The organism is Provencibacterium massiliense (assembly GCF_900169495.1).
GTDB classification, from domain to species: Bacteria; Bacillota; Clostridia; order Oscillospirales; family Ruminococcaceae; genus Harryflintia; species Harryflintia acetispora.
Window position 1 is genome coordinate 531,852 of record NZ_FWCH01000012.1, and the last position, 14,725, is coordinate 546,576.

Sequence of the window (14,725 nt, forward strand, 5' to 3'; positions counted from 1 at the left end):
GTATGAAAAAAGCACCGTGCTTTTCAGCACGATGCTTTTATCATCGGGTCAGTAAAGGATGTCTGGGTCAATATCCAGCCCATCCAAATTGGTCCAGATAGAGGGGAGGATGTCTTTGCTACCCTCCAGAGCCGTGAGCAGGTCCTCTTTGGTGTAGCCGTCCGGGGGGCCGTAGGAGGTCCCGTTGGCGTCCAGATACACCAGGCCGGGGCCCGGCTCATCCCCCACAAAGCGGCCTCCAAAGGCCTGCTCATAGGCGGTGACGGCCTCCTGGAGCTCCTGGTTGGTTGTCACATCGGAATACTTAATCATGGCGTTGTCACCCCTTTCAGCAGTTTCTCAAACTCCGCCAAAGCGGTGGGAAAGTATTTCTGCATCAAAGCGTAGCGGTCAGCATCGAATTGAGCGGCAAACATGTGGGCAAAGGCCTCTTTCTCCAGCATCCCGGAGTAGGTCCAGTAGCGTGTGTTCCAATGGCCGTATGTGCCAGCGCACTTGTTGCGGGACATTCCGCCGAACAGATCGGAGATTGCATTGGGCAGCGCCCCACGGAGCTCCTGAGAGATGATTGCATAGGCATCCGTCTTTCTCTTTGTGCCGTGGGCTTTCATGGTAGCCTTGACATAGGCCTCAAAGTCCTTTTTCAAGGCGTCGCCAAAGTCTGGCGTCTGCATGGATGTGTAGCCGCTCCCGGCGCACGACATAAAATCAATATAATGGCCGTGTTCATGGAAAAAGGTTGTTGCTGGGCCTCTGGGGTCCGTCATGTCGTTGGCAAAATTCATTTTAACCTTTTGGATGCGGCTGTCAAAATGCGGCGTGCCGGAGAAAGCCCCATCCGCAACGGAGCCGGGCTGGACATAGCGCTCAAAGACAGCCTGGGCCGTCTGATTGCCGGACGCATAGTGTTGCTCAAGGGCGTCCGTGTAGCCGTTGGGGGATGCGGGCAAGCCCTGCACAACACTCTGGAAATGCGTGGTTGCCTTTGCGGCCATTGTACCACTCCCGGAGGCCACCTGTAAACCAGGAGTAGGTCCCTGCACAAAGCTCTGCCGCCATTGGGCAAAGGTGGTGTTTGCCGGGACCTTTGTGGTGGTGCCGTCCGGGTTGCGGGTCCAGCGCTCCCCCAGGCCCTCCATGTCCTCAAAGTAGGGGGCGGTGCAGCAGCGGCACCAGGGATGGAACGGCGGAGCGGTGAGCCCCACCTGGTAGTCTGACATCTTGAACACCTTGCCGTCCAGCGCCGAACACAGGCCGCAGGTGTCCCGGTCAAAAGAGGCCACAATCCTGTATTTCTCTACGCCCAGGGCGTTGAAACAGTCCTTTTGAGCGGCGCTGGAGAAATAGGCGCTTTCCGTCATCACCAGGCGGCCCGCCTTGGAGCGGGACACCTCAAACTGCTTGGAGATGGCGGAGATGGCCCGGTCTGGAGCCTCTCCCCGTATAATCATCTGGGTGAGCTGGGTGTTGACGCTGTTCACAAGGCTCTGCTTGTTGGTCCAGCAGCGGTCCCGGAAAGTCTGGCCGTCCGTGGTCCATGGCCGGGAGAGGACCTTGGTGATGGTCCCCTCATTGACGGCCTGCATGGTCCAACCCACGCCCAGGCCCTTTTGGACCTCATAGGCCGTGTGGTAAAAGCTCCCGGTGTAGGATTGCCGGGCGGCCCGGTCTATGTAGTCAAGCTGATTGGAATAGAGGAGCTCTGCCTGCTGCTGGAGCTGGATTTTGAGGGCATCCAGCCGGGAGATGTGGACCCTGGCGCTGGCGTTCTCCAGCTCTTTCATCCAGGCCCCGGTGAGGGCGTTTTCCTCACCGTGCTTGATGTAGTCCTCAACCGTCCAGCGAAACTCCGCCAGCTCATCACTGTTGAGTAGCCGCTTGGCATCTGCCAGGGTGATGTCATTGTTGGCAGCAAAGCGCCTGTACCATGCGGACATCTGGCGCTCAATCTCAGCCTCAGCGGCCCGGAATTGGGCATCCAGGTTTTCCACATAGGAGTATGACTGGTCCAGCAGGGCGTCCTCCATGTTTTTCATGCGCTGGGCCCAATAGTCCGCATTGCGCTGGAGGTTATTCCTGGGCATCGCCGTCACCGCCATCCTGGCCGGTCACGGGGCTGCCGGAGCCGTCCCCGCCGTTCTGCCGGTTTTTCATAAAGGCGGCCTGGTAGGGGTCGGCCATGGCCTTCTCCTTTTCGTCCTTGATGCGCTGGAGCTCCTGCTCCGGGTCAGACACCCAGGGGTGCATTTTCACGATGGTTTCATCAGAGAGGATGCCCACGGAGTTCTTGCAGTTGTTGATGACCTCGGTTTCATTGATGAGGACATCCCGGTCAAAGATGACCTTGACCTCCGTGCCCTCAAAACTCCCCCGTCCCGTGTTGGCCAGGTGTTGGTTGACAAACCAGAGCAGCTCCTCCATGGAGGCCTGAAACTCCATTTCAATGCCGTTGGCGTCCAGGTCAATATCAGAATACATGCTCTGTATATTCATCTGGTTAGGGTTGCCGCTCATGCGGTCATCCTTGGCGTCATAGCCCCTGGCGTTCTCAATGATGGCATCCTTGAGCAGGGAGAGCAGGACCTTGTAGTTTTCGGCGTTGACCTCAATCTGGAGGGTGTCCACGCCGCCCTCAGAGCCCTCATAGGAGCGGACCTTGATGATGCCGTAGGTGGCCAGGTTGGCCCGGAGCCGCCCCAGGTCCTCCCCGTCATAGTTCTTGATGACCAGGATGGTGGAGTGGATGTCCTCCTCCATCTGGTTGGCAAAGTTGGAGATGATGTTGTTGTAGGCGTCTTGCAGGCATTTCACCCTGGACAGGAGGGGGATTTCATGGTGGGAGCTCTTAAAGCACACCAGGGGGATGCGCTCCCAATTATAGCTGGTTTCCTTGCCTGTCTGGGGGTCCGTTGTGGTGATGTAGGGCCCGGACCGGGCAAAATCGTCCGGCTCAAGGGTCCCGTCATCCCGGCGGACAAAGCAGTCCACGCCGCCGCCGTGCATGACCTCCACCTTGACCACATCCTTGGTCTGCTCGGTTTCATCGTACTCCAGCACCACATAGACATGGACGGCGGCATCCAGGATGGTGTGGTCAGCATCCGCCCAAAAGGGCAGGACCTCATCCGCCGGAAAGCGCTGGAAAGCCAGCTCCCCGTTTTGGTCGTAGTAGGGAAACACCCAGCTCTTGCCGCCAATCCAGGCCCCCTCACCAATGTTGTGCATGGTCCGCTGAAAGCGGGACCCAAACACGGTGGAGAGGGCCGCAGCATAGGCCTTGTTCTCCGTGTCAAAGGAAAAAGGCCGCCCAAAGGAATAGTTGGTTTTCTGGTCCACCATCTTGGCATAGATGTTGTTGACCAGCCGGTTGTTGGGCAGGTGGTCCAGCACCTTGACCTTTCCGTCATCGTCCAGGGCAATGCGCTTGCGGCGGAGCACATCCTGGGCCCCGTCATAGTAGGCCTCACCCGCAAGCTGCCGCTTGCGCTCTTTGGAGCCCAGCCAGGCCGTGATTTCAAGCTCCAAAAAGCGCTTGTCCGTCATGCCCCGGCGGAAATTTGTGGCCGCCCTGGCCACGCAATCATCCCGCAAATTAAGCACCACCACCGTGCATCACCTCCTTTGCTTGCAGATCGGATGGGGGGGGGGATTAAATCCAATGGGCCGGGCCTTGCTTTTCTCCAGGGTGAGGGTCTGCCCAGGGAGCTCCACCTCAATCCGCAAAGTGCGGTATGGCAGGCGCTCCGCCCATTGTTCGATTTTATTCAACACATACTGCTGCTCAAACATGGCACACCTCAAAAGCTGAAAAGTTGCGGCCCAAAAATCTTGTGGACAAAATAGCGCACATCATCCATGGCGTGGTCATTCTCCTTGATGGGCCGGTCCATGGGGGCCTTTTCGTCCCAGCGGTAGAGCCCAAACTCCCGGATGCAGTCCGTGCAGCCGGAGCAGATGAAGATGTCCCCGCTTTGGAGCCGGGTGGCCACATCCCGGATGCCGTCCAGGACGGCGTTGGAGGCCTTTTCCACATAAAAGCGGCCATGCCGCCGGATGGCCTCAATAAAGCTGGCCGCTGAGGGGTCCACGATGACCGCCCGGATGGGCAGGTCACCGGCCAGGCGCTCCAGCTCAAAATAGTGCTCCTCATCGGTGCGCTGGCGGCCCTCTTTGCGGCTGTCAAAGTAATACTCCCGCATACGATACCATTTCCCGGAGGCCCGGCCCCAGAGCCCCATGCTGGTGGGGTTTACGGTGCCATAGTCCACGGAGATGTAGTAGCGGTCATAGGGCCGGGGCACATCCGGCACCACATGGTAATCCTTGTTGAACATGGTGTAAATCAGCCCCTCCGCCACCACCCAGAGGCCCCGGATAAAGCGGTCATAAAACACGCCGGAGTATAGGCTCTCATACCTGGCCTTGACGGCGGCGGAGAGGCTGAGGTTGTCATCCATGGTGAAATGGAGGTGCAGCATGTTCCGCTTGCCTGCCTCCAGCACCCAGGTGAGATAAAACCAATGGGACGGGCCCTCCGGGTTGCAGTTAAACCAGAGCTTGGAGCCCTCCACGCTGCACCGGGCACAGGCCTGCTCCACGAAAGAGCGGGGCATGAGGGCCACCTCATCCAGCAGGACGCCCGCCAGGGTGATACCCTGGATGAGGGAGGCGCTGCTCTCATCCCGCCCGCCGAACAGATAGAAGTTATTGGAGCGCCCGGCGGCGCTCACCACAATCTTGTTTTCGGTGCGGTATTCCCGGAAAGAGAACACCCCAGCCAGCCAGGTGGGCAGGTTGGTGGTCACATTGCGCCGCAAGCTCTCAATGGTCTTGCCGCACAAGGCAAAGTTTTGACCTTGAAAGCGGCACATGGCCCACATGATAAAGCCCACCGTCATGGCCACGGTCTTGCCAGATCGAATGGAGCCGTCACAGATGATGCCGTCATAGTCCCCAAAGCCCGGCCTATTCCACCAGGTCATGGCCAGGTTTTGCCGGGGGCTCAATTTCTGGTATCTCATCCGTGCCTATCTCCTCTCTGGTGCTTTCCTCAATCACCTCAAAGATGTTGTTTTCCTGCTCATTTGCGGAGCCGTTGTTGGCGTCAAAGACGCCCAGGTGCTTGCCCAGCAGCTCCAGGGCCCTCACCTTGTCGTGGAGCTTGATTTCCGTGCCATATTGGCCCTCCTTGATGGAGGCAACGGCCTTTTTCTTTTCCTCCGGCACCTCATCGGTGGGGGTCAGCCGGACCAGGCCGTTGTGGGTGATGGTTGCAAAGTCGGTGCCGTTGGCAAAGGCGATGGCGGCCAGCTCCTCCAGCACCCGCTCCTGGGTGATTTCCAGCTTGCCCCGGAGCTTTGCCTGGCGCTTTTGGATAGCGGCTTGGATTTCAACTTTTTTCAACAGCCGTTGGCCCATGCTGTACGCTGTCTTTTCGCTGTACCCGGCCCGCTTTGCGGCGGCGGTGGCATTGAGGTCCACCAGGTACTCATCCACAAACCGCTTTTGCTTGTCAGTCAGCTTTGCCACACTCACCACCCCAGAACATAGTAAAAGGCCGCCCTCCCCGCATAGGGGGAAAGCAGCCCGAAAAATCATAGGTGAATGGCGGCAGGGGTCTGGTTTTCAGCTCCGTCACCCTGCCGCCACCCTCAAAGGAGGTAATACCATGATGAGGCATACACCCGCAGTTACATTGTAGCACACTATGTAGCGGACAAAACGGACAACTTGCTTTAGTTCCGTTCCAGATACCGTTGCACAGCTTTTCTGCATCCGTCCTCGGTATTCCCCCCGCCGATGCAGGCGGCCACCTGCCGCCAGGGGAGTCCATTGATAAACCGATAGGTGAAAATCTGCCGGAGGAGGCTGTCATCAATGCTGGAGATGTAGCGCTCCAGGCGGCTCCGCTCATAGAGGCATTGCTGGTGCTTGGCCTCAATAATGCCTCTCAGATCGGCAATCTCCGCCGCATACTCACCCACCTTGTCCTTGACGCCGGGAGTGTGAGGCATCCCGGTGAGGACCTGGGAGCCCGGCAGAGCCTTGACCTCCAGCTCTTGGAGGCGGCGCTTGTCCATCTCAATCTCCCGGTTGAGGTAGTAAAGCTGGGACAGTTCTTTTAGGGTCATGTGCTCAGTCCTCCGTTTTCTCTCCAGTCCACACCGGCTGGCAGTTGCCCTCACCCATCATGCACACCTTGGCGCACACCTTGCACGGGTCACCACCGGCCATGACAAAGTGCAGGTCCTTGATGGCCTTGTCCACCGTGCGCCGCAGGTCGGCCAGCTCCTCCAGGTCCTCCCGTGCGTAGGAATGGGCCTCAAGGCTGGCGATGTTCGCCGCCTGATCCTCAATCTGCCGCTCCAGGGCCTCCATTTTCTGCCGGTCCACCTCATGCTGGATGGTCAGCCGGGCGTTTTCCCGGATGAGCTCATCACAATACACCTGGTCACCGTTCAAAATCACAATTGGGTTATTCATGCCACACTCTCCTTTACCTTGCGTATTCTGGCCTTGAGGGCCCGCATGACAGCCTCATGGGTGTCTGCCCGGTCCCGTATGGTGGCCATGACATCCTCATCCTCACAGCCCTGCACAATGAGATAATGCACAAATACCTTTTCGTAGGGGGAGCCCTGCCGGTACAGGCGGCAGTTGCCCTGGTCGTTCAGCTCGAAACTCCAGTTTAAGCCATACCATACCACATGGCGGCCACCGGCCTGGAGGTTGAGCCCGTAGGCGCAAGAGGCCGGATGCACCAGCAGCACATCCACCTCTCCGGCGTTCCAGGCATCCTCATCCTCCACGCCCTTATACACCCGGACCCGCAGCTTGTCCGCCCGGCCCCGGTTGTACTTCTCCAGGCGCTCCAGGATGCGGTCCTTGTCGTGCTGGTAGCCGTAGAATGTGAGGCAATGCTCCCCATTGAGTTGCTCCAGCAGCTCCGTGTAGGCCTCCAGCTTGCAGTCATGCACCGGGACCACCTTGCCGTCATTGCCATACACGGCCCCATTGCAGAATTGCAGCAACTTGCCCACCAGGACCCCGGCGGTGCCCGCCGTGATGATGTCCTCATCCACCTCCAGCAGCAGGTCCCGCTCAAACTGGTCATAGGCCTTTTTGGCCTTGGGGTCCAGCATGACGGGGATTTCATGCTGGATGAAGTCCGGCAGTTGCAGGTAGTCCTCCGCTTTCATGGAGATGCAGATGTCGGAAATGGCACCCAGCACGGCGCTCTCCGCTCCGTCCTTGGCCTTGTAGGAAAAAATCTGGGTCCGGCTCCGCTGGTCCGGGTCAAAGTATCTCTCCCGGTAGGCGGAAAGCGTGGGCCCCAGACGGGCCCCACCGTCCAGGAGATACACCTGGGCCCACAAATCAATAAGCCCCTTGGAGGACGGCGTGCCGGTCAGCAGCACCACTTTCTTGATAAACCGCCGGATGCGCTTGGCGGCTTTCCAGCGCTTACTCTGGGAGTTCTTGAAACTGGTGCTTTCATCAAAGACCACCATGTCAAAGGGCCAGGCCTGCTGGTAATAGTCCACCAGCCACTCAAAATTTTCACGGTTGATGACATAGACATCCGCCGGGGTGTTGAGGGCCTTGATGCGCCTGCTGGCGCTCCCCAGAACGGTGACCACCCGGAGGTGCTGGAGGTGGTCCCACTTAGCTGCCTCCTTGCTCCAGGTGGCCTCCGCCACCTTTTTGGGGGCCACTACCAGGACCTTGGCCACCTGCCAGCGGAAATACTTGAGGATATTGACCGCAGACAGGGTGATGACCGTTTTGCCCAGCCCTGGCCGGAGAAACAGTCCCACCGTGGGGTCCTCCACCACCCGCTGGATGCAGTAGGCCTGGTAGTCATGCGGTATGTACTGCATCACCAAAAACCTCCCTCAGAAACTCTTTCACGGCGTCCATCCCATAAAGCACCCGGACATCCGCCCCCCGTTTCTCCAGCTCGCCTCTCTGCCATTTCTGGACCTTGGCCAGCCTCCCAATCTCGGTTTTCAGCTCCACATACACCGTCTTGCCAGTGGGGGTGATGATGATGCGGTCCGGCACACCAGGATTGCCGGGGGACACGAATTTATAACACAGGCCGCCGTGCTCTTTCACCTTGCGGACCAGGTAGCTTTCAATGCTGCTTTCTCTCAATCTTTTCAGCCTCCAATCGGGTCCTGCAACAATGTAACCTCGCGCGCGTACTTATGCGCACACAGGCGGTTTAGAGAATTTTTATTTTCTCTAATCCTCTAATTCTCTCTATTTTCAAAATCAATAGAAATGAATGTTGCAATGTTGCAGAGCCTTAAAAAGTCCAGTGTTTTCAAGGGTTTAGGCCGTAACATTGCCCGTAACATTGCCCGCAACATGTTGCAGGCAGATGTAACATTCAAAATCAATGTTGCAGGCAATGTTACACTAAATGTTACGCCTCTTTAGAAAGCCTCTCTGGGCTCCGCAGTAGCCAAAACGCAAGGCGCTTTTGCTCTTTTCCCAGCCGCCGGAGGCCTCAATGATGCTGTTGATTTCCGCCGTGTCGGAGTAGCGGATGTCCTTTTGCTTGCCGTCCAGGGCCTCACACCACACCTCCAGGGCACACACCCGGTCCCGGTCCACCAGCTTGACCTCACCCTGCACACCGCCGCCCCAGAACATGCGGCGGCGGTCCAGCGGCCAGCTCTGCCAGTCCTCCGGCACCTGGCGGTCCAGAAAATCCATGATGATGCCCTCACGGGTGCTTGTTTCCCGGTGCTCCTCCTGCTTTTGCTTGGCGGCCTCCTCCAGCTCTCCTTTGAGGAAAAGAGGCTCTCCGGTTCGCCAGCGGACCACGGCCTCCGCCCATAGCTGGTCAATCTCCTCCGGCAGATCGGACCACACTGTTTTTGTGTGCGGGACCACGCCCACATCCACCGGCCAAAAGCGCCGGTTGCCGGTACGGTCCTGGAGATAGTCGGAGGTGTTGGTGGTGCCGAAGAACACGCAGCACCGGGGCAGCTCCTTGACATGGCGGCCATAGGCGGCCCGGAAACGGTCCGCCCGCAGGGAGAGAAACTGCTTGATGCGGGCCACATCCGTCCGGCGGAAAGCGTCCAGCTCGGACACCTCCACCAGCCAGACGCCCTGGAGCAGCTCAGAGGCCTCCTTGCCCTCAAAGGTGCGGATGCTGTCATTAAACCAGCCCCGGCTCATCTTATCCAAAAGGGTGCTTTTGCCCAGGCCTTGCGGCCCGGAGAGGATGAGCATGGTGTCATACTTGATGCCGGGGACCATAGCACGGGCCACGGCGGCGGTGAATGACTTGCGGGTCACGGCCCTGGTGTAGGGGGTGTCAGCGGCTCCCAGGTAGTCCACAAAGAGCGTGTCCAGGCGGGGCGTCCCGTCCCAGACAAGGCCCTTGAGATAGTCCTGTATCTCGTTGAAAGCGTGGGCGGTGGAGTGCAGGGAAAGCGCCCCGTCAATCTTGCCGTTGCCGGTGATGTGGTGGTAGCGTTCCATGTACCAGTAGAGGCCCTGGTTGTCGTTGTCATCCCAAAAGCGGCGCTCCGTGCGGCTGTCCCAGGGGAGAGCCCCCAGGACCTCACCACGGCCCGCAAACTGGTTGAGGGCAAACTTGCCTTTGAGGAGGGGGTCATGCTCCAGGATAATCCACACATTGTCAATGGTGGACTTGGGCAGGCCCGTTTGGGTGTTGACGGCCAGCTTGCCCATCCAGTTGGCGGGGTCCTCATCGTTGGTGCCGGTCACGCCCTCAAAGTCCTTGATGGCCTCCTGGTAGCGCTCCTGGCTCATCAAGGCGGCCACATCCTTGTCCTCCACGGCCAGCTCACACATGGCCTTGTAGGAGGGCAGGCGGTTGGTGGGGGTGCCCGGCTGGGCCTCATCGTCCTTGTCCCCAAAGCGGTGGAGGCGGACCATATCAAAGGCATTGACCAGGCGGTTGCTGCACGGGTCGGTGGCGTGGTGGGAATAGAGGAATTTGCCGTTGTCGTAGATGACAGCGCCGCCGGTGGTGGAGCCGCCCAGGTAGGTGTAGCGGCCCGGCATGTTGTCCACCGGCTCATAGATGCCGGGGATGAGCTCATCCATGGCCCGGTAGATGTCATAGGTGCGGCAGAAAGCGCCCACCACGCCGGTCTTGCCCTCCGGGTCCCCCTGCTTGACGGCCAGCTTGGGCAGGCTCAGAGCGCCCGGCACCTGGGGCCAGGCGGTGCAGTCGGTCCAGTCATCGTATTTGGCCAGCAGGCCGTTGGCAGAGAGCAGGGGCTTGTCTTTCCACACATAGATGTATTGGCTGTCAGCGCAGCAGGACGGCCAATACATGAGGCGGGACACCTCAAAGGTTGTGGGGTCCATGAGCTCCAGGCCTATGTACTCCGCCATTTTGCGGGCACAGGGCTCATACTCATCCGCCGTCATGGTCCTGTCCGTGGGGAGCAGAACACGCAGGCGGGGAGCCGCTGGGCTGTGCTTACGGGTGGAATAGATGCAATAGCCGCAGCCCAGGGCCTCCACCCGGCGCAGGACATCCTCCGTGCCCCCGGAGGGGATGTTGTCCAGGTCCAGGGTGATGACATCACGCCCGGTCACATTGTTGGCTTTGCGCCGGGGCCCGGACAGTGTGCCGGCCATAAAGCCGCCCACATCCTTGAGGTCATCCTGCTGGGCCTTTTTCATATTCAGATATGCAGCCAGGGTTTCCGTGCCTCTGGCGGGGGCCTGGAGCCGGGCCCACAGCTCGGAGATGAGCATGGTCTGGGCTTGCCAGGTCATGGCCCGCCGGTTGCTCCCGGCGGATATTGTGATTTTGCGGTCATATTGCATGGGGCGGCACCTCTTACTCTGGTTTTTCTCGTTCCGGGGTCAATCGGTCCAGCCAGCGCCGGAGCTTTTCCGCCTCCACGGCGGTGGTGTTATCTCCGCCCACGGCGACATCCAGGACCTTGAGGCACAGGCGGACATCTCCCAGCTCCTCATGCAGATGCTCCGCCGCTTGGGCGTGTGTCATCGGCGTGGGATTTTCACCCCGGAGCTTTCTGGCCATTTTGAGCGCCGCCTGGGTCAGTTCAGCCAGCTCCTCGGCGCATTGCTCCAGCACGGCGGGCAGGCCGATGGCCTCAATGACTTGGTTGACCTCCTGCTCTCCGCCCATGGGCACCGCCCGGTCATCCCAATACTCACTGGCCCCCACCTTGCGGGGAGCGTTGTTAAAGGCTGCAATCCAGGATGGCAGGCTCTCATTGATGGCGTCAAAGTGAAGCCCCCAGCTTTCGCAGGCGGCCACGGCCTCCTGGAGCAGTTGGCCCTCCCGGCAGGTCCAGAGGATGAGGCCAGCACCGGCCTCCTGTTCCATCTTGGCCCTGGCGATGACGCCCCAATGGGGAGCGCCGATCGCCGGGTATGCGTTATCACACAGGCAGCCGTCAAAGTCGATGGCAATGGCTTTCATCTAAAACACCTCCCGGTCTTTTTGTCCTTGATTTCGATGCGGGCCAGCAGCTCAAAGCCACTTTCCGCAATGATAAACTTGAGCACCTTGATGAGAAAATTGACCTTTCCCTCCAGGGCGGCGTCCTCCTGCATGATAGGCCGCAGGGCGTTGTATGCGGTGGGGTCAGGGTAGCCCTCACCGTTTTCCCAGGGTTTAGGGGTCATCTCGCAGCACCTCCTCTTGCCATTTTTCAACGTCAATGCCTTTTTCCTTGAGCTTGTAGCGCTCCGGGTAGAGGTCATCCATCTGGTAATACTCCCTCATCCGGCGGTGTTCCCTGGCCATTGCCAGGTAGAAGTCATGGAGCCGCTTTTCCCTCCAGCCATAGTGCTGGAACAGGGTCCAGAGCACCATGGTGTCCAGGTCAAGGGAAAAGCGGGCGTCCGCCTCAAGGCATTGTTGGTTTATTTCGTGCATCATGGCGCTCTCCATGGCCGGGGTCATAATGCCCCGGCCCAGATCAGAGAGCTTGATGTTGATGCTGGGGTCCTTGGGCACCTGGACGCCCTGCTTTTTCAGCTTGCGCCGTTCCTGCCTATTCATGGCGGGCCTCACGGCGGCACTGGAGGAAATGCTCAGTCGGCTCCCAATCCTCCATCACAAAGACAGTTTCCTCCGGCCCCAGGCCGTGGAGGTCACACACAAAGTCACCCTCTCCCAGATACATGCAATGGTCACACACGTTGGGGTCACAGGTCTTGGGCAGCGGGCGGCGGCGTTTCTTGTTCTTGGCCATGGTCAAAGCCTCCTATCTCTTTTCGATTTCCTCAAACACAATGCGCTCCGGGAGCATGTTGTGGCACACATACACGCTGCTAAAGGGCGGGTTGAGTGAGGGTTTCTGTTCGGCGTAGTCTTTGAAATAGGCTACACGGCGGTTTAAGTACATGATTTCAAAGGGGTTGTCCCGGAACATCTCAAAGCGTTCTTGGCTTTCAAAGAGGCCCACCACGCCCACCAGCATGGCAAAAGGCTTGTCAATCTGGAAAAGCCGCTGGAGCACAGGGCCCTTTACGGAATAGGGTGGGTTGCTTATGATGTAGTCACATCGGGGGGGGGTCTATACTGAAAAAGTCCCCGCCTGTTTCAATGTGGGTGTGGACCACCGACACGCCGCAGGCAGCATAGCGCTGGAGCATCTTGACAAAGTTGCTTTCCGCAGTATCAAAGGGGCACCACACCACGCAGGGCATTTTGAGATATTTGAGAATGGGCTTGATGGCATATTCCGGGGTGTAAAACTCATCGTTTTGAGATGAGGCCACCTGGTCCATTTTCATGGTGTCTACACCTCCTTGGTGGCAATCTCACCGGCACAGGCCGCATAACCGGCCAGGTCCACAAAGCTGTCCGGGCTGGAGCCGGTAGCAATCCGGGCCACCTTGAGCAGCCCCATCATGGCGGCCACATCCTTGGGGGTGATGTGGTTGACGGCCATGACCTTGGTCAGCTCCGGGTGGGCCGCCCGGAGGTAGACACCCCACAGCAGGCCGATGGTTTCAAAGTTGTTCTCCGGGGTGCCATAGTCCCGCTCACGCTCTCCGCAGACACAGACACGGGCGGCCTCCAGTATTTCAGCTCTTTTCATGGTGCACCTCCAGGTCATCAAACACCACGGGGACAAGCTCCTGCATCTGGTGGAGCAGCGGGACGGCCAGCTCTCTCATCTGGGGGTGGGCCGCCGGAGCCGTGCGGAGCTTGAAAAAATGCCGCCATTCCCGGAGGTTGGCGGTCATCACCACCTCCGTCTTGAGGCTGTTGGGCAGTACGGACCGGGCCTCCTGGGGCGTGCAGCCAAAGTTGAGCATATCAAAATAGGCATCCTCAGCGCAGCGGCAGGCGTCCCTCCAGATGTCCCAGCCCGGCGTCCCCTCCACCAAAAAGATGGGCTTGATGATGGTGATTTCCCCGCCAAAGCCGTCCTTGGAGTAGTTGCAGTAGCGGGTGCTCTCCTGGCAGTAGGATGCCAGACGGTGCCGGACCAGCTCATGGGACACGCCCCGGTCACAGATAAACTTGACGGTGATGTCATAGTGCTCCAGCACGGCCTCATGGCCTCGCTTGATGATGCTGGCCACAAAGGTGGCGGCGCTGGTGTCGGTGATTTTGTCCTCCGACTTGTAGCACACCCGCCCGCACAGCTCAATGTGTTTGAGGATAGCCTGGCCGTCCAGCGGGGTGAGAATTTCAAAGCTGGGAGAGATGATTTTCATTGTGTTTCTCCTTTATATTTTTTCCGCCGGAAAAAACGGCGGTCAATCGGCCCGGAAACCATGCCGGGCAAGGTAGCGCTCCGCCTGCTGCTCCTGGGTAAAATGGCGGCTCTTGCGGCGCTCCCGGTCCCGTCCGTAGACAACGGTGGAGCCGATGCCCTGCACCAGCCAGTAGTCCTTGTTGTTCTTGCGGACCAGGTTGTAATAGACGGCCTCGCCTTTATCGTTTACCATGTGCATGGTCCGTGCCTCCTTGCTGGTAAATAAAATAGCTTTTCGGTGACGGTGAATTGATTGCCCTTGTTACGGTCCAGGGTGCGGGTAAACGGCTTTTCCCAGATGCACTCAATCCCAGGCGGGGCCTCCTGTTCACTCACAAATACGGTGTGGCCGGTGTCTGCCAGGAGCCGCATGGCCCGCCAAAATTCAGAGCTGTCAAAGCGTTCCCCGCTGTACCCCGTGGTGTTGTTGTAGGGCGGGTCTGCATAAATCACGGCCCCAGGCGGGATGCACACCCGGCGGTAGTCCTCACATACAAAGTGGGCGTCTTGCAGGGTGGCCATGTCCTTGAGCAGTGAGCGTTTGCTTTGCAGGGCATAGTTGGTGCCGGAGGCGTTTCTGGCGTAGCCTCCAAACCATTTGCCGCCAAAGCTGCACCCAAAGCCCACAAAACCGGCCAGAGCTGGGTCCTCATCCTTGTGGTCCCGTATGTAGCGGTACTCCTCCGGGGTGATGCTTTCCGGCAGGTTGTAGCCGTTTTGGACGCCCTGGAGCATGGCAATGAGGTATTTATGGCGGTCATTGAGTATCTTGCGGGAAAAGCCCTGCACCTTACTTTCCACGGCACAACTGCCGCAAAAGAGGCTAACAAAGCAGTCAGTCCCCCCCCCGCCGTAGTCGTGATTATCTGGGCCAGGGGCTTGGCAATTCTGGACTTTCCTCCTTGGTATCTCATTGATAAACTCCGCAATCTGCCGGGCAATCCGGCTTTTTCCGCCCATATACTGCACTGGCAATC

General features: G+C 58.8%; 20 protein-coding genes. All 20 read right to left on the reverse strand.

All coding sequences use genetic code 11. The annotated features are described in order from the left end of the window. Positions 1–48: 48 nt before the first annotated feature. Positions 49–312, reverse strand: coding sequence for a hypothetical protein (locus B5477_RS07645; protein ID WP_079699123.1), 264 nt, complete (start codon positions 310–312; stop codon positions 49–51). Beyond that, on the reverse strand, positions 309–2,084 hold the full coding sequence (locus B5477_RS07650) for a minor capsid protein (RefSeq protein WP_159448967.1): 1,776 nt from the start codon (positions 2,082–2,084) through the stop codon (positions 309–311). The genes B5477_RS07645 and B5477_RS07650 overlap by 4 nt, the downstream gene beginning before the upstream one ends. Next, positions 2,071–3,606 (reverse strand): phage portal protein, encoded by a 1,536-nt coding sequence (locus B5477_RS07655; RefSeq protein WP_242942152.1) that lies wholly within the window; start codon positions 3,604–3,606, stop codon positions 2,071–2,073. The genes B5477_RS07650 and B5477_RS07655 overlap by 14 nt, the downstream gene beginning before the upstream one ends. 191 nt (positions 3,607–3,797) lie before the next feature. Further along, on the reverse strand, positions 3,798–5,021 hold the full coding sequence (locus B5477_RS07660) for a PBSX family phage terminase large subunit (RefSeq protein WP_079699125.1): 1,224 nt from the start codon (positions 5,019–5,021) through the stop codon (positions 3,798–3,800). Continuing rightward, on the reverse strand, positions 4,966–5,529 hold the full coding sequence (locus B5477_RS07665) for a terminase small subunit (protein ID WP_079699126.1): 564 nt from the start codon (positions 5,527–5,529) through the stop codon (positions 4,966–4,968). Before B5477_RS07665 ends, B5477_RS07660 begins: the two co-directional genes overlap by 56 nt. Positions 5,530–5,735: 206 nt before the next feature. After that, a complete protein-coding gene (locus B5477_RS07670) occupies positions 5,736–6,131 on the reverse strand; it encodes a hypothetical protein (RefSeq protein ID WP_079699127.1) in 396 nt (131 codons plus the stop codon). A 4-nt stretch (positions 6,132–6,135) separates the two neighbouring features. Continuing rightward, positions 6,136–6,483: a hypothetical protein gene (locus B5477_RS07675; RefSeq protein WP_079699128.1), complete on the reverse strand. Its 348-nt coding sequence runs from the start codon at positions 6,481–6,483 to the stop codon at positions 6,136–6,138. Further along, positions 6,480–7,880, reverse strand: coding sequence for a DEAD/DEAH box helicase (locus B5477_RS07680; RefSeq protein ID WP_079699129.1), 1,401 nt, complete (start codon positions 7,878–7,880; stop codon positions 6,480–6,482). Before B5477_RS07680 ends, B5477_RS07675 begins: the two co-directional genes overlap by 4 nt. Next, on the reverse strand, positions 7,861–8,190 hold the full coding sequence (locus B5477_RS07685; RefSeq protein ID WP_479725092.1) for a PDDEXK family nuclease: 330 nt from the start codon (positions 8,188–8,190) through the stop codon (positions 7,861–7,863). The genes B5477_RS07680 and B5477_RS07685 overlap by 20 nt, the downstream gene beginning before the upstream one ends. A gap of 234 nt (positions 8,191–8,424) precedes the next feature. Then, complete coding sequence (locus B5477_RS07690) at positions 8,425–10,827, reverse strand: virulence-associated E family protein (RefSeq protein WP_079699131.1); 2,403 nt, start codon at positions 10,825–10,827, stop codon at positions 8,425–8,427. Positions 10,828–10,840: 13 nt separating this feature from the next. Continuing rightward, a complete protein-coding gene (locus B5477_RS15210; RefSeq protein WP_187138718.1) occupies positions 10,841–11,452 on the reverse strand; it encodes a nucleoside triphosphate pyrophosphohydrolase family protein in 612 nt (203 codons plus the stop codon). Further along, positions 11,449–11,658 (reverse strand): hypothetical protein, encoded by a 210-nt coding sequence (locus B5477_RS07700; protein WP_079699132.1) that lies wholly within the window; start codon positions 11,656–11,658, stop codon positions 11,449–11,451. The genes B5477_RS15210 and B5477_RS07700 overlap by 4 nt, the downstream gene beginning before the upstream one ends. Continuing rightward, on the reverse strand, positions 11,648–12,037 hold the full coding sequence (locus B5477_RS07705) for a hypothetical protein (RefSeq protein ID WP_079699133.1): 390 nt from the start codon (positions 12,035–12,037) through the stop codon (positions 11,648–11,650). The genes B5477_RS07700 and B5477_RS07705 overlap by 11 nt, the downstream gene beginning before the upstream one ends. Continuing rightward, positions 12,030–12,230 (reverse strand): hypothetical protein, encoded by a 201-nt coding sequence (locus B5477_RS07710; RefSeq protein ID WP_079699134.1) that lies wholly within the window; start codon positions 12,228–12,230, stop codon positions 12,030–12,032. The genes B5477_RS07705 and B5477_RS07710 overlap by 8 nt, the downstream gene beginning before the upstream one ends. Positions 12,231–12,242: 12 nt before the next feature. Continuing rightward, complete coding sequence (locus tag B5477_RS07715; protein WP_079699135.1) at positions 12,243–12,497, reverse strand: hypothetical protein; 255 nt, start codon at positions 12,495–12,497, stop codon at positions 12,243–12,245. A 40-nt stretch (positions 12,498–12,537) separates the two neighbouring features. Continuing rightward, positions 12,538–12,774, reverse strand: coding sequence for a hypothetical protein (locus tag B5477_RS07720; RefSeq protein ID WP_079699136.1), 237 nt, complete (start codon positions 12,772–12,774; stop codon positions 12,538–12,540). Between the two features lie 5 nt (positions 12,775–12,779). After that, complete coding sequence (locus B5477_RS07725; RefSeq protein ID WP_079699137.1) at positions 12,780–13,082, reverse strand: DUF6378 domain-containing protein; 303 nt, start codon at positions 13,080–13,082, stop codon at positions 12,780–12,782. Next, the gene (gene thyX, locus B5477_RS07730) at positions 13,069–13,707 is read right to left on the reverse strand and encodes an FAD-dependent thymidylate synthase (protein WP_079699138.1); all 639 of its coding nucleotides are present in this window, start codon (positions 13,705–13,707) and stop codon (positions 13,069–13,071) included. Before thyX ends, B5477_RS07725 begins: the two co-directional genes overlap by 14 nt. A 42-nt stretch (positions 13,708–13,749) precedes the next feature. Then, positions 13,750–13,941: a hypothetical protein gene (locus B5477_RS07735; RefSeq protein ID WP_159448968.1), complete on the reverse strand. Its 192-nt coding sequence runs from the start codon at positions 13,939–13,941 to the stop codon at positions 13,750–13,752. Then, positions 13,935–14,708, reverse strand: coding sequence for a DNA adenine methylase (locus B5477_RS07740; RefSeq protein ID WP_143533566.1), 774 nt, complete (start codon positions 14,706–14,708; stop codon positions 13,935–13,937). Before B5477_RS07740 ends, B5477_RS07735 begins: the two co-directional genes overlap by 7 nt. Between the last annotated feature and the right edge of the window lie 17 nt (positions 14,709–14,725).